Source organism: Oceanibaculum pacificum (assembly GCF_001618175.1).
Classification (GTDB): domain Bacteria; phylum Pseudomonadota; class Alphaproteobacteria; order Oceanibaculales; family Oceanibaculaceae; genus Oceanibaculum; species Oceanibaculum pacificum.
The window spans coordinates 1-24,332 of the sequence record NZ_LPXN01000095.1 but is presented as its reverse complement, the minus strand read 5'-3'; the positions used below and the strand labels follow the sequence as shown (position 1 = coordinate 24,332).

Sequence of the window (24,332 nt, the reverse complement as noted above, 5' to 3'; positions counted from 1 at the left end):
CAGAGATGTCCGTCACCGGTCATCATTTCCCAACCCCCTCCGTCACCCTGCCGCGTCTCGGCGCGGTCCTGCGCCGCGTCGGATACGGCCTGGGCGCCGTACTGGGCGCCGGGACGATCCTGCTGGCAATCATCGCCATCCGCCTGCTCTCGGCGGCGGACACCATGCCGGGCGTGGCCCGCGCCATCTTCGGCTAAGGAACCGCGCCATGACCGCCAAGAAGGAGGCGTTGCTGGATGCGACGCTCATCCGCAACGCCAGCCTGGCCGCGCTGGCCAAGCTGGACCCGCGCGTGCTGATCCGCAATCCGGTGATGTTCGTCACCGGCGTCGTCGCCGGCCTGTCCACCCTGCTGCTCGGCGCGGATATCGCCCAGGGCGGCATGCAGGGCGGCACGGAGAACACCGTCCTGATCGCCCTGCTGACGCTGTGGCTGTGGCTGACGGTGCTGTTCGCCAATTTCGCCGAGGCAGTGGCGGAAGGCAGGGGCAAGGCCCGCGCCGATTCGCTGCGCGCCACCCAGCGCGAGACCCTGGCGAAGCGCGTGCGCGATACCGAAAGCCGCGCCTACCAGGAGGTTTCCAGCCGCGCGCTGGCGCAGGGCGATTTACTGCTCGTCGAGGCCGGCGACATCGTGCCGGCCGACGGCGAGGTGGTTGTCGGCATCGCCTCGGTGGATGAGAGCGCCATCACCGGCGAGAGCGCGCCGGTCATTCGCGAGAGCGGCGGCGACCGCTCGGCCGTCACCGGCGGCACCCGGGTCGTCTCCGACTGGATCGTGGTTCGCGTGACGCAGAAGCCGGGCGAAAGCTTCCTCGACCGCATGATCGGCCTAGTCGAGGGCGCGCAGCGGCAGAAGACGCCGAACGAGATCGCGCTGACCATCCTCCTGGTCGGCATGTCGCTGATCTTCCTGATCGTCGTCGGCAGCCTGGAATTCTTCGCGCATTATTCCGGCGCGCTGATCCCGGTCGTCTTCCTGGTGGCGCTGCTGGTCACGCTGATCCCAACCACCATCGGCGGGTTGCTGTCGGCCATCGGCATCGCCGGCATGGACCGGCTGGCGAAGGCCAACGTCATCGCCAAGTCGGGCCGCGCGGTCGAGGCGGCGGGCGATGTCGATGTGCTGCTGCTGGACAAGACCGGCACCATCACCTTCGGCAACCGCATGGCCGATGGCTTCATTCCGGTCGCCGGCATCTCGGAGCGGGCGCTGGCGGAAATGGCCCTGCTGGCCTCGCTGGCCGACGAGACGGCGGAAGGCCGCTCCATCGTCGAGCTGGCGCGGCGCAAATACGCGCTTAACCTGGCCGCCGGCCCGGACGCCAAATTCGTGCCCTTCACCGCCCAGACCCGGATGAGCGGCGTCGATCTGCCGGACGGGTGGCGCATAGGGCGGCGCATCCGCAAGGGCGCCGCCGACGCGGTGCTGGCCGATGCCTTGGGCGAGGAGGCGAAGGCCAGAACCCCGCGCGATCTGGCGGCGGCGGTCGAGCATATCGCCCGGTCCGGCGGCACGCCGCTGGTGGTTTCGGTCGACCGCAAGCCGGCCGGCGTGATCCATCTGAAGGACGTCATCAAGCCGGGCATCCGCGAGCGCTTCGCCGAACTGCGGGCGATGGGCATCCGCACGATCATGGTCACCGGCGATAACCCGCTGACCGCCGCCGCCATCGCCGCCGAGGCCGGCGTCGATGATTTCCTGGCCGAGGCCACGCCGGAGAAGAAGCTGGAGCTGATCCGCCAGGAACAGGCGGACGGACGGCTGGTCGCCATGTGCGGCGACGGCTCGAACGACGCCCCCGCCTTGGCCCAGGCCGATATCGGCGTGGCGATGAATGACGGCACCCCGGCGGCGAAGGAGGCCGGCAATCTGATCGATCTGGACAGCGATCCGACCAAGCTGATCGAGGTGGTCATGGTCGGCAAGCAGATGCTGATCAGCCGGGGGGCGCTGACCACCTTTTCCATCGCCAACGATGTCGCCAAGTATTTCGCCATCATCCCGGCGCTGTTCGTCGGCATCTACCCGCAGCTTCAGGCGCTGAACGTGATGGGTCTCGGCAGTCCGGGCAGCGCCATCCTGTCGGCGGTGATCTTCAACGCGCTGATCATCGTCGCTCTGATCCCGCTGGCCCTGCGCGGCGTGACATACGCCCCGTCCGGCGCCGCCGCCCTGCTGCGCCGCAACCTGGCCGTCTATGGCCTGGGCGGGCTGGTCGTGCCGTTCGTCGGCATCAAGGCCATCGATCTGCTGATCAACGCCGTCGGCCTGCTCTGAGAGGGAGAGAACCCATGTCCAACCTTATCCGCCCGGCCCTGGTGCTGACATTCGTGATGACGCTGCTGACCGGCCTGGCCTATCCGCTGGCGATGACCGGCCTGGCCCAGGCGGTGTTTCCCGCCCAGGCCGCCGGCAGCCTGATCGACAGGGAGGGCACGGTGATCGGCTCCAGCCTGATCGCCCAGGGCTTTAGCGAACCCGGTTACTTCCATCCCCGCCCCTCGCTGGCCGGCGAGGGCTATGACGCCGCGCTGTCCGGCGCGTCCAATCTGGGCGTCACTTCCGGCGCGCTGATCGAGGCCGTCGGCGCGCGCGTCGCGGCCGCCGGGATCGAGGGCGCGGTGCCGGTCGATCTGGTCACCGCCTCGGGCAGCGGGCTCGACCCGCATGTCTCGCCGGCGGCGGCGCGGGCGCAAATTCCGCGCGTCGCCCAGGCCCGCGGCCTGCCGGAACAGACCGTGCGCGCCCTGGTGCAGTCCCGCACCGAGCAGCGTATCCTGGGCTTCATCGGGGAGCCGCGGGTGAATGTGCTGCTGCTGAACCTGGCGCTCGACCAGACGAAACCATAAGGCGATCCATGGAAGGCGAAGACCGCCCGCAACCCGAGGCCCTGCTGGAACAAGCCGCCCGCGAGCATCGCGGGCGGCTGAAGATCTTCCTCGGCGCGGCCCCCGGCGTCGGCAAGACCTACGCCATGCTGGAAGACGCCCAGCGCCGCCGCAAGGAAGGGGCCGACATCGTCATCGGCATCGTCGAGAGCCACGGGCGGCTGGAGACCGAGGCGCTGATGCGCGGGCTGGAGGCGATTCCGCGCCAGCTGCTCAGCTATCGCGGCCGGCTGCTGTCCGAACTCGACCTCGACGCCGTGCTGGCGCGCCGCCCGGCATTGGTGCTGGTGGACGAGCTGGCGCACACCAACGTGCCCGGCAGCCGGCACGAGAAGCGCTTCCAGGATGTCGAGGAACTGCTGGATGCCGGCATCGACGTGATGACCACGCTGAACGTGCAGCATCTGGAAAGCCTGAACGACATCGTCGCCCGCATCACCCGCATCCGGGTGCGCGAGACGCTGCCCGACAGCGTGCTGGAACTGGCCGACGAGATCGAGCTGATCGACCTGCCGCCGGATGAGCTGATCCAGCGGCTGCGCGCCGGCAAGGTCTATCTGCGCGACCAGGCGCACCGGGCGGTGAACCATTTCTTCAGCCGGGGCAACCTGACCGCGCTGCGCGAGCTGGCGCTGCGGGCGGCGGCGGAGCGCGTCGATTCGCAGATGATCAGCTATATGCGCGCCCATGCGATCCCCGGCCCCTGGCCGGCCAGCGACCGGCTGCTGGCCTGCGTCGGCGACGGGCCGGGGGCGGAATCGCTGGTGCGCGCCGCCAAGCGCGCCGCCGACCGCCAGCGCATGCCCTGGATCGCCCTGCATGTGCTGCGCGCCGAATCGGCCAGCGAACGGGGCCGTGACCAGGCGGCGGCGGCCCTGCAGCTCGCCGAGCAGCTTGGCGGCGAGGCGGTGACGCTGCCCTCGGCCGCCGACACGGTCGACGAGATTCTGGATTACGCCGCCGGCCGCAACGTCACGAGGCTGATGGTCGGCCGGCCGCGCGCTCGCCGGCTCCCCCACCTGCTGCCCCGGCTGCGCGCCTCGATCACGGAGCGGCTGGCGCGCCGCGCGGGGCATTACGACGTCACCATCGTTGCGGCGGACAGCATGGAGGCACCGAGCCCGCCGACAATCCGCGCGGACGAGACTCAGCGCCCGATAAGCCTGCGCGACGGGCTGCTGGTGGCCGGCGCGGTGGCGCTGTCCACCGCGCTTGCCTTCGTGGCCGACTTCTTCCTCGATGTGCCGAACCTGTCGCTGATCTTCCTGACCGGCGTGCTGGTGGTGGCGATCCGGCTGGGGCTCTGGCCGTCGATCCTCGCCAGCCTGCTCAGCTTCTTCGCCTATAATTTCTTCTTCACCGTCCCCTATCACACATTCGCGGTCCATCAGACCGAGGATCTGCTGACGATCTTCTTCTTTCTGGTGATCGCCACGCTGACCGGCAATCTCGCCGGTCGGCTGCGCGAGCGGGCCGACCATACGCGCCAGACCGCGCGGCGCATCGCCAATCTGTACGAGTTCAGCCGGCGGGTGGCGAGTGCCGCGGAAATCGACGATGTCGCCTGGGCCGTGGTCTCGCATGTCGCCAACACGCTGCAATGCCAGGCGGTGATCCTGCTGCCCAGGGAGGCGAAGGCCGGCGGGCTGGAGATCGCCGCCGGCTTTCCCCCGGAGGATCATCTGACCACCGCCAATTGGGCGGCGGCGGAATGGGCCTGGCAGCATGACAAGCCGGCGGGCTGGGCCTCGGAAACCCTGCCCGGCTCGGACTGGCTGTTCCTGCCGATGGACACGCCGAACGGGCCGGTCGGGCTGGTCGGCGTCTGCTTCGCGGATCGAACCCGGCCGCTGACGATGGCGCAGCGCCGGCTGCTCTCCGCCGTCGTCGATCAGGCGGCCTTGGCGGTGGAGCGCACCAATCTCGCCCGCGACATCGAGGAGAAGCGGCTGCTGACCGAGACCGAGAGCCTGCGCGCCGCCCTGCTCTCCTCCATCTCGCACGATCTGCGCACGCCGCTGGTCTCCATCCTCGGTTCGGCCGGCAGCCTGCAAAGCTATGGCGACCGCATCCCGCCGGCGCAGCGCGCGGAATTGCTGGAAACCATCCAGGACGAGGCCGAGCGGCTGAATCGTTTCGTGCAGAATCTGCTGGATATGACGCGCCTCGGCTATGGGGCCTTGACGCCGAAGCGCGATTGGATCGATCTGCGCGATGTGATCGGCCGGGCGCGCCAGCGGCTGAAGAAACCGCTGGCCGCCTTTCGGCTTTCCGTCGAGCTGGCGGAGGATTTGCCGCTGCTTCACGCCGATGCCGTGCTGCTGGAACAGGTGATGGCCAATCTGCTCGACAATGCCGCTAAATACGCGCCGCCCGGCACGCCGATAACGATAGCCGCCCGGCCATCGGACGGGATGGTGGAGCTTCGCGTCTCGGATCGTGGCCCCGGCATTCCGCCGGCTGACCGCGCCGCGGTGTTCGACATGTTCTACCGGGTTCGCGGCGGCGACCGGGAGAAAGCGGGCACCGGCCTCGGCCTCGCCATCTGCCGCGGCATCGTCGCGGCGCATGGCGGCTCGATCCGGGTCGAGGACGGGCCGGACGGCGGCGCGTCGATTGTCGTGACGCTGCCTTGCCCGGCCGTCCCCGCCGCGCCGGCCGAGGCGGGAGACACCCCATGAGCGGCATCGCCCGTATCCTCGTCATCGACGACGAGCCGCAGATCCGGAAATTCCTGCGCATCAGCCTGGAGGCGAACGGTTTCGAGGTGATCGAGGCGGCGACCGGCAAGCAGGGCATCGATCTCTGCGCCACCCGGACGCCCGATCTGGTGGTGCTCGATCTGGGCCTGCCGGACCTCGACGGGCAGCAGGTGGTAAGGCGCATCCGCGACTGGTCGCCGGTGCCGATCATCGTGCTGTCGGTGCGCGCGGCGGAGGCGGAGAAGGTGGCCGCGCTGGATAGCGGCGCCAATGATTATATGACCAAGCCCTTCGGCATCGCCGAGTTCATGGCCCGGTTGCGCGCCGCGCTGCGCAGCCGCCCGGCCGAGGAAGGGGCCGCCCAGGCGCTGCACAGGATCGGCGATCTGGAAGTCGATCTGGCGGCCCACCGGGTCACGCTGGCCGGCGCGCCGGTGAAGCTGAGCCGCAAGGAATTCGACCTGTTGCGCCTGCTGGTCATCCATGCCGGCCGGGTGCTGACGCACGACCATCTGCTGCGCGAGGTCTGGGGACCGGCGCATCTGCACGACACGCAATATCTGCGCGTCTATATCGGCCATCTGCGCCAGAAGCTGGGCGACGATGCCGCCGAGCCGAAGCTGATCGTGAACGAGATCGGCGTCGGCTACCGGCTGATGACGGCGGAATGAGGGTGAGGCTGGCCCGGCGACCTCGATGATCACGCCGGAAGGAGAGTTACTGGTCGGCGGCCAGGAGCGCGAGCGCGGGCTTCACCGCCCCTTCCAGAAGCGCCCGGTCCGGCCGCACCCGCGCCAGCACACGAACCCCCATCAGCACGCCCAGCAAATGGCGCGCCAAATCCTCGGCCCTGTGCGATAGGGTGACCGTGCCATCCGCCTGGCCTTGGCTGATCCGGCGCAGAAAGAACGCTTCGATGCTCGACAGCACGCCGGCGACGACCTTCTGAAACGCCGGATCGTGGGGGGCGACATCCAGCGCGGCGTTCACCAGCATGCAGCCCTTGCGCTCCGTGTCATCCAGCGATCGCTTCACGATCTCCGCGAAAAACGCCTCGATCGATTCGCGAGGCCCCATCGCCTCGCAACGCCGGATGCGCGCACTGATGCTGCCTTCCACATAATGGTCCAGGGCACGCTGATAAAAGGCGCTCTTGTCCCCGAACGCATTGTAGAGGCTTGCGCCGGTCAGCCCTGTCTTCTCGATTAGCTCACGGATCGACGTTGCCTCGTAGCCGCGGCTCCAGAAGCATTGCACCGCCGCATCAAGCACGGCGTCCTCGTCAAATTCCCGTGGCCTCGCCATCCCTGCTCCCTTTAGTCCGCGCCAGGAAATCATCTTGTCATCAAACGCGGCGCCGTGCATTTTAGAACGAATGCACTAAAACGCAAGGCGAGCCCCCGAATCGCCCGCATGCGCCCGAAGGAAAGTCCATCATGGGCCTCGACCAGGAGCTGGCCGGTTCCACCGGCGCAGCGCTCGCCAGTCCCCGCAAACGTTTCGCCGGCCTGTTATGGGCGGCCCTCGCCGTCCTCATATTCGCCGGCTGGTTCGTCATTACACGCTTCAGCGTAACGCGCGAGCTGCGCATCTGGGATATCACGGCGCTGCGCTTCGGGATCGGCGCTATACTGCTCGCCCCAGTCCTGATTCGGCGGCGCGCCACCCTTCCCCCCGCCGCCTGGCGCGAGGGCCTGGCGTTCGCCCTGCTTTGGGGCACGCCTTTCGTGCTGCTCGTCGCCCTGGGCCTAAGCCTGACCTCGGCGGCGCAAGCCGCATCCATCGCGCCGACCCTGATGCCGCTATTCGCCGGCATCTTCGCCTGGGCCTTCCTGGGAGAGCGCCAGGGTCCGCACCGCTGGGCCGGATATGCCGCCATCTTTGCCGGGCTGTGCCTGCTGATACTGGCGGGAGCCGCTGCCCATGGACCGCCCAGCGCGGCGGGGCTTGGCGCGCTCGCCGCTGCCGCGGCGATGTGGGCGGTCTACACACTGCTCTTCCGGAAGAGCGGGCTGACGCCGATTGAATCCGCCGCGCTGATCTGTTTCTGGTCGGCCACGATCTTCCTGCCCGCCTATCTCCTTCTGGGCCTCAGCCGCCTGAGCCAGGCCTCGGCAAGCGAAATCGCCCTGCAATCGGTCTATCAAGGCGTCCTGATGAGCGGCGTCGCGATCTTCACCTTCAACCGCGCCGTCTCGCTGCTCGGCTCCTCCGCCGCCACGGCGATCATCGCGCTCCTGCCCGCCGTCGCCTCGCTCCTCGCCGTGCCCGTTCTCGGCGAAATCCCGTCCGGAGTCGAATGCGCCGCGATCGCGATCATCGTCGTCGGCGTTCTGCTGGCGTCCCGCCGGCCCGCTTCCGACATCGCCAATCCGCCCCAAGCCCAACGGAGAGATTCATGATCCGCTTCTATTTCCACCCGACGCCGAACCCGGCTAAGATCGCGCTGTTTCTGGAAGAGGCAGGCATGCCTTACGAGGCCATCCCCGTTGACACCAGCAAGGGAGAGCAGCACGCACCGTCCTTTCGAGCGATAAATCCCAACGGCAAGGTGCCGGCCATCGTCGACACCGATGGCCCCGGGGGCCGGGAGATGCGGGTCTTCGATTCGACCGCCATCCTGCTCTATCTTGCCGAGAAGACCGGCACGTTGCTTGGCGTGCCCGAGGATCGGCCGGAATTGCTCTCCTGGCTGTTGTTTATCGCCTCCGGCCTCGGCCCGTTCTCGGGTCAGGCCGTACATTTTCAATTCGCTGCGCCGGAAGGCCTGGAATACGCCGTGAACCGCTATCGTCGTGAGGCCGAGCGCCACTATCAGGTGCTCAACGACCATCTGGAGGGCCGGACCTATATCGTCGGCGAGACCTACACGATCGCCGATATTTCCGCCTGGGGCTGGCTCGACCGCGCCTCTCGGGTGCGCAAGGGCGCCGAAGACCCGCTAGCACCCTTCCCGAACCTGAAGCGCCTGTTCGAGACGGTGGACGCCCGGCCGGCGGTGTCCCGGGCGCGCGCGGTGGGCAAGGACCATCCCTTCAAGCGAACCACGGACGAGGACACCAAGCGCGCGCTGTTCCCGTCGAATTTTCCGCCTGCCGCCTGACCCAAACCCGAAGAGGATTCTATGACCGACAATACCGATTATCTTCCGCCCAAAGTCTGGACGTGGGACAAGGCGAGCGGCGGCGCCTTCGCCAATATCAACCGGCCCATCGCCGGCGCCACGCATGAGCATGCGCTTCCCGTCGGCAAGCACCCTTTCCAACTCTACTCGCTCGGCACGCCGAACGGGCAGAAGGTGACCATCCTGTTCGAGGAGCTGCTGGCGGCCGGCCATAAGGAAGCGGAATACGACGCCTGGCTGATCAAGATCGGCGATGGCGAGCAGTTCGGCTCAGGCTTTGTCGAGATCAATCCGAACTCGAAGATTCCCGCGCTGCTGGACCGCAGCGGCCCGACGCCGATCCGGCTGTTCGAATCCGGCGCGATCCTGATGCATCTGGCCGAAAAATTCGGCGCGTTCCTGCCGACGGAGCCGGCGGCGCGGGCCGAGACGCTGTCATGGCTGTTCTGGCAGATGGGCTCCGCGCCCTTCCTGGGCGGCGGCTTCGGCCATTTCTACGCCTATGCGCCGGTCAAGTTCGAATACCCGATCAACCGCTACGCCATGGAGGCGAAGCGTCAGCTCGACGTGCTCAACCGCCGTCTGGCCGACAATGAATTCATCGCGGGCGATCAATACACCATCGCCGACATGGCGATCTGGCCCTGGTATGGCGGTCTCGTGAAGGGCTGGCTGTATGGTGCGGCGGACTTCCTCGCGGTGCAGGAGTATACGAACGTCGTCCGCTGGGCCGATCAGATTTTCGCGCGCCCCGCCGTCACGCGCGGCCGCAAGGTGAATCGCACCTCGGGCGATCCGTCGAGCCAGTTGCACGAGCGCCACGATTCCAGCGATTTCGACACCCGAACGCAGGACAAACTCACCTGATCGCCCTGTGCGAGACTTTCATTTTCCGGCTCAAGGACAAGGCGGCCGCTGCATGACCACGGACCCAATGGCGATGAAATTTTCCGTCCTCGACGCCACGGGCCGGGAAGTGCCCTGGGGCAACGGCATCGATGTCAGCCGGGAAATAATCGCCCGCCATGAGGCCGGGGCGCTGCTCTGGCGGCTGTCGACGACCAAGATACGGCAGAGCTGCGATTTCTCCGACTATCAGGGCTACGACCGCACCATCACGCTTCTGGCCGGCGGACCGTTCCAGCTTGAATTCGGCGGGCATGCCCCCGCCGCCAGGGTCGAGCAATATCGGCCATGCCGCTTCTCCGGCGGCTGGCCGGCCTATTGCCGCCTGCTCGGCGACACAGCGTCGGTGATCAACGTCATGGTCGCCGACGGGCTGGATTACGCCGTGTCGACAGCCGCTTTCACCGACGCCGAGAGCCCCCTGGCCCTCGGCGTCGGCGTTACGCTGATCCATTGCCTCCAAGGCGATCTCGCCATCGCGACGCCGGACGGCATCCGCCATGCCGTGGCGCGCGAAGAGACCTTCGCGGCCGAAGGCCAGGCGGGCGGCGACCTCCGCATCCGCGCGGCGGACGGGACGGCCCAGGCCCTGGTCTTCCGGCTGGAGAGCGGCACCTGATCCATCAATTGGCTCAGTTTGACCGCGTTGCGCGCCAGGCGCCGCCGCCCTCGACCCGCCCGCTCATGCCCGCCTGGGTCACCTGGCCCGAATAGCGCTGGCCGCCGGCGGTGAAGGCGATGCGGTCGCCATCCATCTTGGCGTCGCTGATCGGTAGCGACTTGCCGTTGCGGGTCAACGCGCCGGAAAGCATCTGGAAGGTCTGGGTGAGCGTCAGGCTGCCGTCGCCCAGACGCCACTCCCCGCCGACCTTGGCCGGGATCACCCATTTATAGGCCGTGCACCAGGACGAACAGTCGCCGCCGGCGTCAATCCGCTCGTCGGGTTGCCAGTCATCCATGTCGAAGGTGTTGGAGACCACCCGGGTGCCGGGCTTCATGTCCAGCAGTGTGGGGCGCAGTTTCACATTCAACGTATCCAGCAGGAAAAGCGTGACGACCGTGGCGTCGGAGAAATCGGTCTCGAAGATGTCGGCCTGCTCGAAGGTCGCGGTCGCGGCGACGCCCTCGGCCTTGGCGGCGCGCTGCGCCAGCGCCACCATGTCGGGATTATATTCGATGCCATGGGCCCGAACGCCGCGCTTGGCGGCGGTGATGACCGTGCGCCCGTCGCCGGAGCCGAGGTCGATCAGGTAATCCTCCTTCGTCAGCTTGGCCATGTCGAGCATGCGGTTGACCAGCGCCTGCGGCGTCGGCACCCACACCACATCCTTGCCGGCCTGGCCGGATGACGGGCTGTACTCGGCAGCGGCGGGGGCGGCGGAGGTCGCCGGGGCGCTCTGCGCCAGCGCGCCGTTCAGGGCCAACACGGAAACAGCGCAGGCCAGGGTGAATGTGCGAAAGCTTCTCATGGCGAATCTCCTGTTGGAAAGGATCGTCAATCGGACACATCGGCTATCGCCGCCGTGGAGGCCATCTTGGCGTCCGGCGGCGGCTTGCGACGGAACAGCAGCAACGGCGCGCCGGCGACAAGCACGGCAAGGCCGACCAGCGCCGCAACGCCGGTATAGGCGATGCTGGCATGCAGCATGTAGGCGCAGGTCAGGCAGAACAGGATCGGCGTCAACGGATAGAACGGCACCTTGAAGGGCAACACGCGGTCCGGTTCACGGATGCGCAGCACGAACAGCGCGATGCCGGTGAGCAGCAGGAAGCCCCAGAAGACCGGCGCGGTATAATCGACCATGGCCTTGAAGCCATCGCGCGTCGCCGCGCCGATCGCCACCAGGATCAGCGCCACGATGGCCTGCAGGATAAGGCCGTTGGCAGGTGTCTTGCCGCGCTCGTTCCAGACGCCGACGCTGGGCAGCAGCGTGAGGTCGCGCGCCATCGCGTAATAGACGCGCGCGCCGGTGAAGATCGTGGCGTTCAGCGTCGAGACGGCGGCGACGAGGATAGCGATGCTGACCAGCGTGGCGCCGGCCGGCCCGGCGACCCGGTGCATCATGTCGGCGGCGACGGCGTCCGAATTGCGCAGCCCGTCGAGGCCCAGAATCGCCAGCAACGCTATATTCGCCAGCAGATAGAGCGCGACCAGGATCACCGTTCCCAGCACCAGCACCTTGGCGATATTGCGCGGGGCGTCCTTCAATTCGCCGGTCAGATAGGCCGCCTCGTTCCAGCCGCCATAGGTCAGCAGCACGAAGATCATCGCCATGCCGAGCGCGGCGGTGCCCTGGGGAATGGCCGGGGCCGCCGGCGGCGCATCCGGCGAGCCGAGCAGGCCAAAGGCGATGATGGCGGCGATGGCGCCGACCTCGATGCAGGTCATCGCCATCTGCAGCTTCTTGCCCTGGACCGTGCCGATGACGTTGACGCCGGTGAAGACGATGATCGCGATGGCGGCGTAAAGCGCCGGCCCGTAAGGGCCGAGCGGAAGGATCTGCGCGGCGTAATCGCCCAGCACGAAGGCCACGCCGGCGATGGCGCCGGTCTGGATCACCGAGCCGCGCGCCCAGCCGAACAGCATGGCCGTTGGCTTGCCATAGGCACGCGACAGGAAATGATATTCGCCGCCGGCATCCGGCTGCGCGGCCGAAAGCTCCGCATAGCACAGCGCGCCGATCAGCGTGACGATGCCGCCCGCCACCCAGACGGCGACGAAGGCGATCTCGCTGTCGACGCTCGCCGCCACCAGGGACGGGGTTCGGAAGATACCGATCCCGATGACCAGCCCGACCATGATCATTACGGCATCGAAGACCGATAGGGTTGCCTCCCTGGGCGTCGGAGAAGTTTCGGCGACGGGAGCAACGCGCGAGGGCGATGGCGGCATTCGGCGAATTACCCGTTGCCGCCGGACAAGCTGCGCAGATACTCGATCACCTGCGCGCGCTGGCCGGCGTTCGGCAAGCCGACCGGCATGCTGGTGCCGGGGACAAGTTGGCGCGGGTTCGCGAGATAGGCGTCGATCTGCTGCGCGTCCCAGACGATGCCGGAGCTTTTCATCGCCGCGGAATAACGCGCCCCTTCCACCGCGCCGGCGGTGCGGCCGAGAATGCCGGATAAATGCGGACCGACGCGGTTCTGGCCCGCCTCCGTGCTGTGGCAGCTTGCGCACCGGGTCCGGAATTGCCGCTCGCCCTCGGCGGCGTCCTGGGCAAATGCCGACGGGGAAACAGCCGTCGCCAAGACAGTCACGACAAGCGCCGCAACGCGGTCAAAGGGCATCGGGACTCATCCTTCTTTGGCTTCTTCGTGATGATGCGCTGTTTGGCGTGATTTATCGCAACCGGGGAGGCGCACAGGGATGGAGAAGACGCTACAGGCCCGTAGACGGCGCTAGCAGCCCAGAGAGGCTGACAGCGAGCTGTCGCAGAAATTTGTCCGCTCCGGCGGAGAATCATCGCGAAATGTCGCAAGCGCGCCGGCTGACACAATTTGATGCAAAAAAGACGATCGAGCGGTGCGGATTTCCGGGGCTGCGGGAGCATGTGTCATGGTATCGAACCGATAAAGGCAAATCCCATGGAACCGACACCGCACATCGCCATCGTCGACGATCATGCCGATATCCGCGAATTGGTCGCGCGCTATCTCGGCCAGCATGGCTATCGTGTCAGCACCGCCGACAGCGCCGCATCCTTGCGCCGGCTTTTGCAGCGCAGCGCCCTCGACCTGGTCGTACTCGACATCATGATGCCCAGCGAGGACGGTCTGTCGGTGTGCCGGGATCTGCGGTCGACCACCAACCTGCCCGTCATCCTGCTAACCGCGGTCGCCGAGGATACCGACCGCATCGTCGGCCTGGAAATGGGCGCCGACGATTACATCACCAAACCCTTCAATCCCCGGGAATTGCTGGCCCGCATCAAGGCGGTGCTGCGCCGCGCCAACAGCCTGCCGCCGCGCCAGGCGGGACCGCGCAGCAAGACGATCAAGTTCGACCGCTGGACATTGGATGTCGGGCGCCGGGAACTGCTGAGCGGCGACGGCGTGGCCGTGCCGCTGAGCACCGCTGAATTCCGGCTGCTGTCTGTCCTGATCGATCATCCCGGCATCGTGCTGACGCGCGACCAGCTGCTCGATCTCACTGTCGGCCGCGCCGCCGACGTCTATGACCGCAGCATCGACAATCAGGTTAGCCGGCTGCGGCGGAAGATCGAGACCGATCCCCGCAATCCCATGCTGATCAAGACCCATTGGGGCGGCGGCTACAGCTTCGCCGCGGAGGTGACGCTGTGATGCGGCTGCTCTGGGAGCGCAGCATCTGGAATCGCAGCCTTGCCGGCCAGCTGGTCGGGTTCATGCTGGTCGCCCTGATCCTGTCGCAGGGCATCAGCTTCCTGGTCTATTACGACGAGCATGGCCAGACGCTGCGCGACACGCTGAAGGAAGAATTCCTGGTCCGCAGCGCCTCGGCGGCCCGGCTGCTGGAGACCACGCCGCCGGCCTACCATGCCGACGTGCTGAAAGCGGTCGACACCATCTATTCCCGTTTCTGGGTTACCGACCGGATGCCCGAGGATGTGACGGCCTGGAAACAATCGGCATGGCGCCGCCTGAAGGACCGCGATCCGGAGAAGGAGCCGATCTCCGAGGCCATCGCCGTCGCCCTGGCGGATCGGCAGGAATGCTCGGCCAAGTCCGATAGCTGCTGGGATTCGCTGTCGGACAATGAATGGCCGCTCGATCGTTCGGCGCGCTTTGTGCGGCTGGATAACGCCTTCGGGGTCGGGCTTGTCGTCCAGCTTGACGGCGGGACCTGGCTGAACGCGGCGATGGCGAAAAGCCAGAAGCCGGTATGGATGTCGCAGTCGGCCCTGTCCCTGGCGATTTCCGCCGCGCTGGTGTCGCTGATCGCGATCCTTGCCGCGCGGCGGATCGGCCGGCCGATGAACCGCCTGGCCCAGGCGGCCGAGGCGTTCGGCCGGGGCGAAGCGTCGGCCCGGCTGCCGGAGGACGGGCCCGAGGATATCCGCCGCACGACCGAGGCGTTCAACCGCATGCAGGAACGGCTTCGCCGCTTCGTCAATGACCGCACCGGCATGCTGGCCGCCATCGGCCATGACTTGCGCACGCCCATTACCTCGCTGAGGCTGCGGGCCGAGTTCATCACCGACCTTGAGATGCGCGACAAGATTCTCGCCACGCTCGACGAGATGCAGGCAATGACCGAGGCGACGCTGGCCTTCGCCCGCGAGGAGGCCGGCGGCGAGGAAACCCGGCTGGTCGATCTCGCCGCGCTGACCGAGAGCCTGTGCAGCGACCTCGCCGATCTCGACTGGGACGTGACGTTCGCCGATAGCGACCGGATACCGTATCGCTGCCGGCCGGCATCGCTGCGCCGGGCGATACGCAACCTGATCGAGAACGCCATACGCTATGGCGAACGCGCGCGCGTGGCGATGGCGGTCAGCGAGGAGCATATCGAGATCGCGGTCGACGACGATGGCAGCGGCATTCCCGCCGCCGATTTCGAGCGGGTGTTCGCCCCCTTCTTTCGCCTGGAGGAATCGCGCAGCCGGGAGACCGGCGGCGTCGGCCTCGGCCTTTCCGTGGCGCGCACCATCGCGCGCAGCCATGGCGGCGATGTGGTTCTGGAGAACCGTCCCGGCGGCGGATTCCGCGCCGCCATCCGCCTGCCGCAGGCCCCCGCTTCCGGGACCATGCCGGCCGCCGCCGGCACGCCGGCGGTGGCAACGATTCAGGGTCCGCCGGCACGGGTGGCGTCGCAATCCTAAGCTGGGTTGCGGGGCCTATCTGTATCAGAATGTGTCATGGGGGCGGTTCGCGATGATCCGCGACAAAGCGCAATGCGCGAGACAAAGTTTGACGACACCTCTCCCTTAGAAAGGTTCTTATAGCTTCTATAAGAGATGAGGTGTGGTTCATGGCCAGGATCAACGTCAATGGAAAGACCGTCGAGGTCGATGCCGACGGATCGACCCCGCTGCTCTGGGTGCTTCGCGAGCATCTTGAGCTGACCGGCGCCAAATATGGCTGCGGCGTCGCCCTGTGCGGCGCCTGCACCGTTCACGTGAATGGCGAGGCGCAGCGCTCCTGCGTCTTCCCGCTCGACGCGATCACCGAGACCGACCGAATCGTGACCATCGAAGGCCTGTCAGAGGATGGCAGCCACCCGCTGCAGAAGGCCTGGGTCGATCTGGACGTGCCGCAATGCGGCTATTGCCAGACCGGGATGATCATGGCCGCGGCGGCGCTGCTGGAGCGCAACCCGCAGCCGAGCGACGCGGACATCGACGCCGAGATCACCAACATCTGCCGCTGTGGCACCTACCGGCGCGTCCGTGCCGGTATCCATCAGGCCGCCAACGAAAAGGCGTGAGGAGGGAGCGCACGATGACCATGACAATCGATGTGACCCGGCGCGGCTTCATGATCGGCAGCGCGACCGCGGGGCTTGCCCTGGGTTTCCAGGTTCCGTTCCTGACCGGGCGCGCGCACGCCCAGGCCGGCTATCCGGAAGAGATCAACGCCTGGGTGGTGGTGCGGCCGGACGAGCAGGTAATCATCCGCATCGCCCGCTCTGAGATGGGGCAAGGCAGCCTTACCGGCCTCGCCCAGCTGGTCGCGGAGGAGCTGGAATGCGACTGGGCGAACGTGACCACCGAGTACCCGACGCCAGCGACCAACCTCGAACGGGGCCGGGTCTGGCAGAGCTATTCCACGGGCGGCAGTCGCGGCATCCGCGAATCCCATGAGTATGTGCGCATGGGCGGCGCCACGGCCCGCGAAATGCTGATCCTGGCGGCCGCCAGGGAATGGGGCGTGCCGCCGGGCCAGTGCCGGGCCAGCAAGGGCGTGATCACCCATGCCGCATCGGGCCGCAGCACGACTTTCGGCAAGGTTGCAGAGGCCGCCTCCCGCTTGGAGGTTCCGACCGGCGTGCAGTTGAAGGACCCGAAGGACTGGAGCATCGTCGGTCAGTCCGTGAAGCGGCTGGATACCGCCGAGAAGGTCACCGGCAAACAGGTCTACGGCGCTGACCTGAAGCTTCCCGGCATGCTGAACGCCGCGATCCGGCAGTGCCCGGTGTTCGGCGGCACGCTCCGCTCCTTCGACGAGGCCGCCGTCGCCTCGATGCCCGGCGTGAAGAAGATCGTGCGGGTGGACGACAATGCAGTGGCCGTGGTCGCCGACCATTGGTGGCAGGCGAAAACCGCGCTCGACGCCCTGCCCATCGTCTGGGACGAGGGCGAGCACGCCAAGGTCTCCAGCGCATCGATCGCCGCCTTCATCGAGGAAGGGCTGACCGCCAAGCAGGCGTTCGTCGGCAACAGCAACGGCGACGCCGAGGCCGCTCTCGCGAAGGCGGAGCGCACTGTCGAGGCGGTGTATTCCTACCCCTACCAGAACCATGCGACCATGGAGCCGATGAACGCCACGGCGGTCTGGACCGAGGATCGCTGCGAGGTCTGGTGCCCGACCCAGAATGGCGAAGCGGCCCTGGCGGCCGCGGCCGAGGCGGCCGGTCTGCCGCTGCAGCAATGCGACGTGCATAAGCTGCATCTCGGCGGCGGCTTCGGCCGGCGCGGCGCTTTCCACGATTACGTCCGCCAGGCGGTCGGGATCGCCCGGGAATTTCCCGGCACGCCGGTCAAGCTGCTCTGGTCGCGCGAGGAGGACATGACGCATGGCATGTACCACCCGATCACCCAGGCAAAGCTGACCGCCGGGTTGGATGCAAATGGCGACGTGACCGCCTTTCGCGTCCGCATCGCCGGCCAGTCGATCCTGGCCGGCGTCATGCCACAGCGCCTCAGCAACGGCGCCGACATGGTCGCCTTCCAGTGCTACCTGCCGCAGGGCGAGCATTCCATCGGCTACAGCTTTCCCAACCTGCTGGTCGACCATGCGATGCGCAACCCCCATGTCCCGCCGGGCTTCTGGCGCGGCGTCAACGCCAACCAGAACACCATCTACACCGAGTGCTTCATGGACGAGCTGGCGCACGCCGCCGGCAAGGATCCGCTGGAGTTTCGCCTGAAGCTGATGGGCAACCATCCGAAGAACGCGGCGGTGCTGCGCGCCGTCGCCGAGAGGGCCGGATGGGGCAAGCCGGCAGCCGACGGTATCTTCCGGGGGCTGGCGCACTGCACTGCCTTCGGCAGCCATACCGCGGCCTGCGCCGAGGTATCGGTGACCAACGGACAGGTGAAAATCCACCGAATCGTGGCGGCCACCGATTGCGGGTACGTGGTGAACCCGCAGCAGGTCGAGGCCCAGGTCGAAGGCTCCTTCGTCTATGGCCTGTCGGCGATGCTGTATGGCGAGTGCACGGTGGCGGACGGCCGGATCGAGCAGCAGAATTTCGACAGCTACCAGGTCATGCTGATCGCCGAGATGCCCGAGGTCGAGACCATCATCATGCCCTCCGGCGGTTTCTGGGGCGGGGTTGGCGAGCCGACCATCGCGGTGGCGGCGCCGGCGGTGCTGAACGCGATCTTCGCGGCCACCGGCAAGCGCATCCGCGACCTGCCGCTGACGAAGCACGACCTGGGCGCGGCGTGAGGCTGGGCGGCAAACTTCTTTCCGGTGCGTTCTGGCTGCTTGCCGCGCTGGGCAGCCAGAACGCTTCGGGGGCGGAGTTGTTGCCCTATACTGTGCGCAACGATTCGGTTCCCGCTCCACTCGGCGGGCTGAGCGGCGATCCCAGGCGCGGAAGGGACATTGTGCTCGACCGGCGGCGCGGCAATTGCCTGATCTGCCATTCGGCCCCGGTCGCGGGCGAACCGTTCCAGGGCGAGCTTGGCCCGCCCCTGGCCGGCGTCGGATCGAGGCTCGACGCGGGACAGATAAGGTTGCGGCTGATCGATCAGAGCCGGATCAGCCCGCGCACGATCATGCCGCCCTATTATCGCATCGAGGGCCTGCGCGACGTGGACCCGGCATACCGGGACAGGCCGGCGCTCGACGCCCAGGAGATCGAGGATATGGTGGCCTATCTCAGAACCCTGACGGATTGACCCATGCCGACACGCAGACAGATCATCGTCGGAGCCGGTCTGGCCGGTGGCATGGCCCTGCTGCCGCGCCTGGGACAGGCGACGCCGCAGATGCGCGACGAGGCGGCGGCCGCCCTCACCAAGGGGGCCGCGATCCAGGACGGGCGGGTGACGCTGACAATCCCGTCGGTCGCCGAGAACGGGCTGTCGGTCTATACCACCGTCTCCGTCGACAGCCCGATGACCGCCGGCGATCACGTCAAAGCGGTCCATCTTCTTTCGGAACAAAATCCGATCGCGCATCTGCTGACCTGGCATCTCGGCCCACGCGCCGGCGTGGCGAAAGTCTCGACGAATATTCGCCTGGGCGCCTCGCAACAGGTCACGGCCCTCGTGGAGATGAGCGACGGCTCATTCTGGCGGGACAGCAAGACGGTGATCGTCACCATCGCCGCCTGCATCGACGGCGGATAGGAGAAGACCCATGGCGCTTCCCCCGGCACGGGTCTCGATGCCCGCCGAAGCCCGGCAGGGCGAGATACTGGAAATCAAGGCCCTGATCCGGCACCCGATGGAAACCGGCTACCGCGTGGATTCGCGCGGGCAGCCGATTCCCCGGCATATCGTGCGGCGCTTCTCCGTCGCCTATGATGGCGAGGAGGTGTTCCGCATGGATTTGACCCAGGGAGTCGCCGCCAATCCTTTCATCGCCTTCAGCACGGTGGCCACCCGAACCGGCGAGCTGGTGTTCACCTGGGAGGATGATCGCGGCGAGGTCGTCACGGTCCGCAAGAGCCTGACGGTCACGGGATGAGTCGCGGTCGCGCCCTCGCTTTGATGGTTATGATCGCCTCCCTGATCACGCCCCTGATCACGCCCCTGCCCACACATGCCGATCCACTGCCTTCCGGCACCGGTTTCCTCAGCGAGGATTTGCAGGCCCGGCAGGCGGATGAGGCGGCCAATCCCGGCATGCTGTGGGTCGATGAGGGCGCGCGCCTGTGGCAGAGCCCGCAAGGGGCGACCGGCGCGAGCTGCGCCTCCTGCCATGGCGACGCGACGACAAGCATGCGGGGCATCGCGACGCGCTACCCGGCCGTCGATGCGACAAGCGGCGCGCTGCTTAACCTGGAAGATCGGATCAATCTCTGCCGGACCCGGCATCAGAAAGCCGAGCCGTACCCTTATGAGTCCGATCCGCTGCTGGGCCTGACCGCCTATGTCGCCCGGCAATCGCTCGGTCTGCCGATGGACGTCGAGACAGGCGGCGCGGCGGCGCCGTTCTACGCGGCCGGCGAAGCGTTCTTCCATCGCCGGCAAGGCCAGTTAAACCTATCCTGCGCCCAGTGCCACGACGACAATGCCGGACGGTCGCTGCGCGGCGACACGATCAGCCATGGGCTTGGCAACGGCTATCCGGCCTACCGCCTGGAATGGCAATCGCTCGGCTCCCTGCAGCGCCGGCTGCGATCCTGCTCGTTCGGGGTGCGGGCCGTGCAGTTCGACTACGGCTCGCCCGACTATCTCGCCCTGGAGCTGTATCTGGCGAAGCGCGCGCAGGGCGTCGCCATCGAAACGCCCGCCATCCGCAGATAAGGGAGGTTTCCATGTTGACGCGCAGGCACTTCCTCGCCGGGGCCGCCGGCCTCTCCGCCGCTGCGGGCGGCTTGCCGATGCCCGCCATCGGGCAGGCTAGGCCGAAGGTGGTGATCGTCGGCGGCGGCGCCGGCGGGGCGTCGGTGCTGCGGCGGCTGGTCGAGCGGGGCAACGATGCGCTGGACATCATTTTGGTCGAGCCGCAGGCCACCTATACCTCCTGCTTCTATTCCAACCTGTTTCTAGGCGGATTCCAGCCGCTGGACGTTCTGCGCCATGATTATGGGGCGATTGCGAAGCTGCCGGGCGTGACATTGGCCAGGGACGCCGCGCGCGCCGTCGATTTGGCGCAGCGGCGGGTGACCCTCGCCGGCGGCAGCGTGCTTTCCTATGACCGGCTGGTGCTGTCGCCGGGGATCGACCTCGACTATGGCTCGGTGCCCGGCTGGTCGCGCGAGGCCGAGGAACGAATGCCGCATGCCTGGAAGGCCGGCCGCCAGACCGAGATTCTGAAGCGCCAGCTCGACGCGGTGCCGGATGGCGGCCTGATCCTGGTGATCGCCCCGCCGGATCCGTATCGCTGCCCGCCTGGCCCCTATGAGCGGGTATCGATGATGGCGCATGCGCTGACAGCGACCGGGCGCAGCCGGGCCCGCATCGTGATTCTCGATCCGAAGGACAGATTCTCCAAGCAGCCCTTGTTCCAGCAAGGCTGGGAGAAGCATTATCCCGGCATGATCGAATGGATGCCGCCGGCCATCCATGCCGGTATCCAGACTGTCGATCCGTCCTCCATGACGGTCGAAACCGGGTTCGAGACCTATCGGAACGCCGATCTCGTCAATGTCATCCCGCGCCAGACCGCCGGACGCATCGCCATCGAGGCCGGGCTGGCGGGGGACCACCTCTATTGCCCGATAGACCCGCTCACCATGCAGTCACGGGCCGACCCGGCGGTATTCGTGCTGGGCGATGCGGCCATCGCCGGCGACATGCCGAAATCCGCTTTCGCCGCCAATAGCCAGGCGCAAAGAGTGGCCGCCATCATCGGTCACGAGCTGTTGGGCGGGACCGACGGTGAGGCCGCCTATCTGAACCGGTGCTGGAGCCTCATCGCCGCCAACGACAGCGTCTTCGTCGGCGGCGCGTATCGGCCGGGGCCGGACAAGATCGAGCAGGTCGCCAGCGACATCTCCACCCTGGAGGACAGCGCCGCGACGCGCCGCGCCAATTACGAAGACTCGGCCGGCTGGTACGCCGGGCTGACGCTGGACATGTTCGGCTGACCACCCGGCCGAACTACCGCTCAGGCCGTCCTGACAGCGAGGATATGTTCGAGATCCTTAAGCGCGGCGGCCGCCGTGGCCAGAGGCTCCGCCCCGTGGGCGATCGCCATCGTCTCCCCCATCGCATCGGTGGTGATGCGGATCGCCTTGGCCTTTCCCCGCACCTGCGCGAAGGGATCGGTGAGCGGATAGGTCCTGATGCCGACGCTGGCGCGGAATCCGCCATTTTCGCGGGTAAGGCTGCCGATAAGCTTCGGCACGACGCCTTCCGCGCGCCAGGCCTCAATACGGTCGGGCGTGACAGAATGCAGGCCCTCGACGGTCAGATCATCCATCGTCATATCGGTGCCGAGGCCGAAATTGGCGATCAGCAACAGCTTGCAGGCGGTATCCCAGCCTTCCGTATCGTTGCGCGGATCGGCTTCGGCGAAGCCCCCGGCCTGCGCCTCCCGCAGCGCCGCGTCGAAGCCGAGCCCCTTCGCCGTCATGGCGTCGAGCAGGTAGTTCGCCGTCGCGTTCAGACTGCCCTCAAGGCTGATCACCCCGGCGCCCTTCAGGCTGTGATCGATAAGGTCGAGCGTCGGCAGGGCGGCGGCGGCGGCACCGCTGAGCTTCAGGATCGCGCCCGACTGCTGCGCGGTGGCGCGCAATTGGCGACCGCTATGAACCAGCGCACCCTTCGAGATGACGATGGTGTCGCAGCCGCGCGACAGGGATGACTGGATATAGGCAAGCCCCGGCCCGCCGGTGCGGAAGTCGCTCGGCCCCGCTTCGATCAGGATATCCGCGCCGCTTGCCTCCACAAAGCCCGCTCCCGACAACCCCGCCTCCAGCGCGGTCAGACGGTCTGACTCCAGCCCGCCGGCATCCGCAACCCCGGCCCGCGATCCGCAGACCGCGACCAGACGAACATCCGCGCCGTAGATCTGGCGATAGCGCGCGCGCCGGGACAGCAGCAGGCCAGCCGTGGCGCGTCCCACGCCCCCGAACCCGACGATTGCGATCTTGAAGGTCGGCATGGCATCAATCCTTGTTGATCGTTTCTGTCATGGTTCGAGGCTCCGCTGTAGAAGCTCCTTCCCGATATCCGCGACGACGGATCGAAGCCAGCGATGCGCGGCATCCTGACGATACCGCACATGCCAGGCCATCTCGACCGGGAAGGTGCCGAGATCGACGGGCGCCGGCAGAACCTTGAAACGCGGGTCGCGCCGCAGCCCGTGGCAGATCAGGCGCGGCAGCGTGGCGCAATAATCGGTGACGGCGATCATCTCCGGCACGGCCAGGAAATGGGTTACCGACACAGCCACCTCGCGCCGTATCCCCTGCCGGTCCAGCGCCTGGAACAGGCCGGCGCGCAACCGGCCCGGCGGCAGCACGTTCACGTGCTTCAGGCGTTCATACTGCGCGCGGTCGATGCTGTCCCGGATATCCGGATGGTCGGCGCGCACCACGCAGGCCAGGCCTTCGTCCATCAAATGCTGCACAACGACATTGTCCGGCGGATCGACCATGCGGCCGAGCGCCAGCGCGGTCATGCCGGACATCACGCCCGCCTCGGTCAGATCGCTGCCGAACGGGGTCATCCGCAAGCGTATGCCCGGCGCCTGCTCGCGAATCCGGGCCACCAGAAGCGGCATCAGAACGAGCTCGACATAGCTGTTCGGCGCAATCGTGAACAGGCGGTCCGCCTGCTCGGGCCGGAACTCCTGCTGCGGCAGGACCAGATCGTCGAACTGCTGCAAGGCGGCAGCGATTGTGGGGGCGATGCCCTCCGCGAATTCCGTCGGCGCGATGCCGTATCTCTGCCGGATGAAGAGCGGATCGCGAAACGTCTCGCGAAGACGGTTCAGCGCGTTCGACAGCGCCGGCTGGGTAATTCCCAACCGGTCGGCCGCGCGCGTCACGTTGCGCTCCTCCATCAGCGCCATGAAGGCCGGAAACAGGTTCAGGTCATACTTCATAATATATTGATAACCTGAATATCTGATGTTCTAGAAGTAAATTTTTTAAATATCTGTAGGCCCGCCATATTCCTTTCATCAGCGGGGCCACGGGAGCCCGGCAGCTTTTAAAGGAGTTAAACCCATGAAGGTTCTCATCGTTCTCACCTCGCACGACACGCTGGGCGATACCGGCAGGAAGACGGGTTTCTGGCTGGAGGAGCTGGCCGCCCCCTACTATGTCTTCAAGGATGCGGGCGCCGAGATCACGCTGGCCTCGCCCTTGGGCGGTCGGCCGCCGCTCGACCCCAAGAGCGACGAGCCCGGTTTCCAGACGGATGCGACGCGGCGCTTCGTCGCCGACCCGGCGGCGAACGCGCAGCTCGCCGATACGGTGCGGCTGGACAGCATCGACCAGAGGGATTTCGACACGGTCTTCTACCCCGGCGGCCACGGCCCGATGTGGGATTTAGCCGAGCATCCGGCCTCCATCGCCCTGATCGAGGCCTTCTGGGCGGCCGGCAAGACCATCGCTTTTGTCTGTCACGCGCCGGGTGTCCTGCACCGGGTCAAGAATCCCGACGGCACGCCCTTCGTCCAGGGCCGGCGCGTCACGGGCTTCACGAATAGCGAGGAAGAAGGCGTCGGCCTCGCCCAGGTGGTGCCGTTCCTGGTCGAGAACGAACTGGTCGACCAGGGCGCCATCTTCTCGAAGGTCAAGGATTGGGGCGTTCACACCGTCACCGACGGACGCCTGATCACCGGGCAGAACCCGGCTTCCTCGACGGAAACCGCGCGCACCCTTCTGGCCGCCCTGGCCACGCGCTCCTGACAGCCTTCAAAAGCAAACGCCGGGC

The 24,332-nt window shown here is 67.0% G+C and carries 25 protein-coding genes; 19 read left to right on the top strand and 6 right to left on the bottom strand.

Annotated elements, in window-relative coordinates:
- Nucleotides 1-5 precede the first annotated feature (5 nt).
- Genes AUP43_RS07360 through AUP43_RS07340 form a run of 5 tightly spaced genes read left to right on the top strand, consistent with a single transcriptional unit; the run spans nt 6 to nt 6,265 of the window.
- The gene (locus AUP43_RS07360) at nt 6-197 is read left to right on the top strand and encodes a hypothetical protein (protein WP_067554504.1); all 192 of its coding nucleotides are present in this window, start codon (nt 6-8) and stop codon (nt 195-197) included.
- Between the two features lie 11 nt (nt 198-208).
- Complete coding sequence (gene kdpB / locus AUP43_RS07355; RefSeq protein ID WP_067554501.1) at nt 209-2,281, top strand: potassium-transporting ATPase subunit KdpB; 2,073 nt, start codon at nt 209-211, stop codon at nt 2,279-2,281.
- Between the two features lie 14 nt (nt 2,282-2,295).
- The gene (kdpC, locus tag AUP43_RS07350; protein WP_067554499.1) at nt 2,296-2,853 is read left to right on the top strand and encodes a potassium-transporting ATPase subunit KdpC; all 558 of its coding nucleotides are present in this window, start codon (nt 2,296-2,298) and stop codon (nt 2,851-2,853) included.
- 8 nt (nt 2,854-2,861) lie between these two features.
- Nucleotides 2,862-5,573 (top strand): sensor histidine kinase, encoded by a 2,712-nt coding sequence (locus AUP43_RS07345; RefSeq protein ID WP_067554496.1) that lies wholly within the window; start codon nt 2,862-2,864, stop codon nt 5,571-5,573.
- Nucleotides 5,570-6,265: a response regulator gene (locus AUP43_RS07340; RefSeq protein WP_067554493.1), complete on the top strand. Its 696-nt coding sequence runs from the start codon at nt 5,570-5,572 to the stop codon at nt 6,263-6,265. The genes AUP43_RS07345 and AUP43_RS07340 overlap by 4 nt, the downstream gene beginning before the upstream one ends.
- Before the next feature lie 46 nt (nt 6,266-6,311).
- On the opposite strand, the gene AUP43_RS07335 is transcribed toward AUP43_RS07340, so the two are convergent.
- The gene (locus tag AUP43_RS07335) at nt 6,312-6,866 is read right to left on the bottom strand and encodes a TetR/AcrR family transcriptional regulator (RefSeq protein WP_232314910.1); all 555 of its coding nucleotides are present in this window, start codon (nt 6,864-6,866) and stop codon (nt 6,312-6,314) included.
- Between the two features lie 164 nt (nt 6,867-7,030).
- Between AUP43_RS07335 and AUP43_RS07330 the strand changes: the two genes are divergently transcribed.
- The 4 genes from AUP43_RS07330 to AUP43_RS07315 are packed head-to-tail and all read left to right on the top strand — an operon-like array spanning nt 7,031 to nt 10,243.
- On the top strand, nt 7,031-7,996 hold the full coding sequence (locus AUP43_RS07330; RefSeq protein WP_067554488.1) for a DMT family transporter: 966 nt from the start codon (nt 7,031-7,033) through the stop codon (nt 7,994-7,996).
- Entirely contained in the window at nt 7,993-8,697 is a 705-nt protein-coding gene (locus AUP43_RS07325; protein ID WP_067554484.1) for a glutathione S-transferase family protein, read from the top strand. Before AUP43_RS07330 ends, AUP43_RS07325 begins: the two co-directional genes overlap by 4 nt.
- Before the next feature lie 21 nt (nt 8,698-8,718).
- Nucleotides 8,719-9,585, top strand: a complete 867-nt coding sequence (gene yghU, locus AUP43_RS07320) for a glutathione-dependent disulfide-bond oxidoreductase (RefSeq protein ID WP_067554482.1) — start codon at nt 8,719-8,721, stop codon at nt 9,583-9,585.
- Nucleotides 9,586-9,637: 52 nt separating this feature from the next.
- Entirely contained in the window at nt 9,638-10,243 is a 606-nt protein-coding gene (locus tag AUP43_RS07315; protein WP_067554479.1) for a HutD/Ves family protein, read from the top strand.
- Nucleotides 10,244-10,256: 13 nt separating this feature from the next.
- Here AUP43_RS07315 and AUP43_RS07310 read toward each other — a convergent pair whose 3' ends face one another.
- From AUP43_RS07310 to AUP43_RS07300, 3 genes are read right to left on the bottom strand one after another with little or no spacing between them, the layout of a single operon-like run.
- Complete coding sequence (locus tag AUP43_RS07310; RefSeq protein WP_067554476.1) at nt 10,257-11,093, bottom strand: SAM-dependent methyltransferase; 837 nt, start codon at nt 11,091-11,093, stop codon at nt 10,257-10,259.
- Between the two features lie 26 nt (nt 11,094-11,119).
- Nucleotides 11,120-12,517 (bottom strand): APC family permease, encoded by a 1,398-nt coding sequence (locus AUP43_RS07305; protein ID WP_067554473.1) that lies wholly within the window; start codon nt 12,515-12,517, stop codon nt 11,120-11,122.
- Nucleotides 12,518-12,525: 8 nt separating this feature from the next.
- Nucleotides 12,526-12,912: a c-type cytochrome gene (locus tag AUP43_RS07300; RefSeq protein ID WP_067554470.1), complete on the bottom strand. Its 387-nt coding sequence runs from the start codon at nt 12,910-12,912 to the stop codon at nt 12,526-12,528.
- Nucleotides 12,913-13,209: 297 nt separating this feature from the next.
- Here AUP43_RS07300 and AUP43_RS07295 point away from each other — a divergent pair, with 297 nt between their 5' ends.
- The 9 genes from AUP43_RS07295 (at nt 13,210) to AUP43_RS07255 (ending at nt 21,532) form a co-directional block, all read left to right on the top strand.
- Nucleotides 13,210-13,926 carry a response regulator gene (locus AUP43_RS07295; protein ID WP_067554467.1) on the top strand — a complete coding sequence of 239 codons (717 nt, stop codon included), beginning with the start codon at nt 13,210-13,212 and terminating at the stop codon, nt 13,924-13,926.
- Entirely contained in the window at nt 13,926-15,425 is a 1,500-nt protein-coding gene (locus AUP43_RS07290; protein ID WP_067554464.1) for an ATP-binding protein, read from the top strand. Before AUP43_RS07295 ends, AUP43_RS07290 begins: the two co-directional genes overlap by 1 nt.
- A 149-nt stretch (nt 15,426-15,574) precedes the next feature.
- A complete protein-coding gene (locus AUP43_RS07285) occupies nt 15,575-16,030 on the top strand; it encodes a (2Fe-2S)-binding protein (RefSeq protein WP_067554462.1) in 456 nt (151 codons plus the stop codon).
- Between the two features lie 14 nt (nt 16,031-16,044).
- Nucleotides 16,045-18,216, top strand: coding sequence for a xanthine dehydrogenase family protein molybdopterin-binding subunit (locus AUP43_RS07280; protein ID WP_067554459.1), 2,172 nt, complete (start codon nt 16,045-16,047; stop codon nt 18,214-18,216).
- Complete coding sequence (gene soxX, locus AUP43_RS07275; RefSeq protein WP_198154842.1) at nt 18,213-18,671, top strand: sulfur oxidation c-type cytochrome SoxX; 459 nt, start codon at nt 18,213-18,215, stop codon at nt 18,669-18,671. Before AUP43_RS07280 ends, soxX begins: the two co-directional genes overlap by 4 nt.
- Nucleotides 18,672-18,674: 3 nt before the next feature.
- Nucleotides 18,675-19,124: a thiosulfate oxidation carrier protein SoxY gene (locus AUP43_RS07270; RefSeq protein WP_067554456.1), complete on the top strand. Its 450-nt coding sequence runs from the start codon at nt 18,675-18,677 to the stop codon at nt 19,122-19,124.
- Nucleotides 19,125-19,134: 10 nt separating this feature from the next.
- On the top strand, nt 19,135-19,464 hold the full coding sequence (soxZ, locus tag AUP43_RS07265; RefSeq protein ID WP_067554453.1) for a thiosulfate oxidation carrier complex protein SoxZ: 330 nt from the start codon (nt 19,135-19,137) through the stop codon (nt 19,462-19,464).
- 29 nt (nt 19,465-19,493) lie between these two features.
- On the top strand, nt 19,494-20,246 hold the full coding sequence (gene soxA, locus AUP43_RS07260; RefSeq protein WP_067554450.1) for a sulfur oxidation c-type cytochrome SoxA: 753 nt from the start codon (nt 19,494-19,496) through the stop codon (nt 20,244-20,246).
- Between the two features lie 11 nt (nt 20,247-20,257).
- The gene (locus AUP43_RS07255; protein WP_067554446.1) at nt 20,258-21,532 is read left to right on the top strand and encodes an NAD(P)/FAD-dependent oxidoreductase; all 1,275 of its coding nucleotides are present in this window, start codon (nt 20,258-20,260) and stop codon (nt 21,530-21,532) included.
- Nucleotides 21,533-21,552: 20 nt separating this feature from the next.
- Here the strand turns inward: AUP43_RS07255 and AUP43_RS07250 are convergent, their stop codons facing one another.
- A complete protein-coding gene (locus AUP43_RS07250; protein WP_067554443.1) occupies nt 21,553-22,551 on the bottom strand; it encodes a homoserine dehydrogenase in 999 nt (332 codons plus the stop codon).
- Between the two features lie 27 nt (nt 22,552-22,578).
- Entirely contained in the window at nt 22,579-23,496 is a 918-nt protein-coding gene (locus AUP43_RS07245) for a LysR family transcriptional regulator (RefSeq protein ID WP_067554440.1), read from the bottom strand.
- 124 nt (nt 23,497-23,620) lie between these two features.
- On the opposite strand from AUP43_RS07245, the gene AUP43_RS07240 reads away from it, so the two are divergent.
- Nucleotides 23,621-24,307 (top strand): type 1 glutamine amidotransferase domain-containing protein, encoded by a 687-nt coding sequence (locus AUP43_RS07240; RefSeq protein ID WP_067554437.1) that lies wholly within the window; start codon nt 23,621-23,623, stop codon nt 24,305-24,307.
- The last annotated feature ends 25 nt before the right edge of the window (nt 24,308-24,332 follow it).

Coding starts and splice junctions, on each gene's coding strand:
- AUP43_RS07360 (WP_067554504.1), top strand. CDS start 6: ATGTCCGTCACCGGTCATCATTTCCCAACCCCCTCCGTCACCCTGCCG.
- kdpB (WP_067554501.1), top strand. CDS start 209: ATGACCGCCAAGAAGGAGGCGTTGCTGGATGCGACGCTCATCCGCAAC.
- kdpC (WP_067554499.1), top strand. CDS start 2,296: ATGTCCAACCTTATCCGCCCGGCCCTGGTGCTGACATTCGTGATGACG.
- AUP43_RS07345 (WP_067554496.1), top strand. CDS start 2,862: ATGGAAGGCGAAGACCGCCCGCAACCCGAGGCCCTGCTGGAACAAGCC.
- AUP43_RS07340 (WP_067554493.1), top strand. CDS start 5,570: ATGAGCGGCATCGCCCGTATCCTCGTCATCGACGACGAGCCGCAGATC.
- AUP43_RS07330 (WP_067554488.1), top strand. CDS start 7,031: ATGGGCCTCGACCAGGAGCTGGCCGGTTCCACCGGCGCAGCGCTCGCC.
- AUP43_RS07325 (WP_067554484.1), top strand. CDS start 7,993: ATGATCCGCTTCTATTTCCACCCGACGCCGAACCCGGCTAAGATCGCG.
- yghU (WP_067554482.1), top strand. CDS start 8,719: ATGACCGACAATACCGATTATCTTCCGCCCAAAGTCTGGACGTGGGAC.
- AUP43_RS07315 (WP_067554479.1), top strand. CDS start 9,638: ATGACCACGGACCCAATGGCGATGAAATTTTCCGTCCTCGACGCCACG.
- AUP43_RS07310 (WP_067554476.1), bottom strand. CDS start 11,093: ATGAGAAGCTTTCGCACATTCACCCTGGCCTGCGCTGTTTCCGTGTTG.
- AUP43_RS07305 (WP_067554473.1), bottom strand. CDS start 12,517: ATGCCGCCATCGCCCTCGCGCGTTGCTCCCGTCGCCGAAACTTCTCCG.
- AUP43_RS07300 (WP_067554470.1), bottom strand. CDS start 12,912: ATGCCCTTTGACCGCGTTGCGGCGCTTGTCGTGACTGTCTTGGCGACG.
- AUP43_RS07295 (WP_067554467.1), top strand. CDS start 13,210: ATGGAACCGACACCGCACATCGCCATCGTCGACGATCATGCCGATATC.
- AUP43_RS07290 (WP_067554464.1), top strand. CDS start 13,926: ATGCGGCTGCTCTGGGAGCGCAGCATCTGGAATCGCAGCCTTGCCGGC.
- AUP43_RS07285 (WP_067554462.1), top strand. CDS start 15,575: ATGGCCAGGATCAACGTCAATGGAAAGACCGTCGAGGTCGATGCCGAC.
- AUP43_RS07280 (WP_067554459.1), top strand. CDS start 16,045: ATGACCATGACAATCGATGTGACCCGGCGCGGCTTCATGATCGGCAGC.
- AUP43_RS07270 (WP_067554456.1), top strand. CDS start 18,675: ATGCCGACACGCAGACAGATCATCGTCGGAGCCGGTCTGGCCGGTGGC.
- soxZ (WP_067554453.1), top strand. CDS start 19,135: ATGGCGCTTCCCCCGGCACGGGTCTCGATGCCCGCCGAAGCCCGGCAG.
- soxA (WP_067554450.1), top strand. CDS start 19,494: ATGATCGCCTCCCTGATCACGCCCCTGATCACGCCCCTGCCCACACAT.
- AUP43_RS07255 (WP_067554446.1), top strand. CDS start 20,258: ATGTTGACGCGCAGGCACTTCCTCGCCGGGGCCGCCGGCCTCTCCGCC.
- AUP43_RS07250 (WP_067554443.1), bottom strand. CDS start 22,551: ATGCCGACCTTCAAGATCGCAATCGTCGGGTTCGGGGGCGTGGGACGC.
- AUP43_RS07245 (WP_067554440.1), bottom strand. CDS start 23,496: ATGAAGTATGACCTGAACCTGTTTCCGGCCTTCATGGCGCTGATGGAG.
- AUP43_RS07240 (WP_067554437.1), top strand. CDS start 23,621: ATGAAGGTTCTCATCGTTCTCACCTCGCACGACACGCTGGGCGATACC.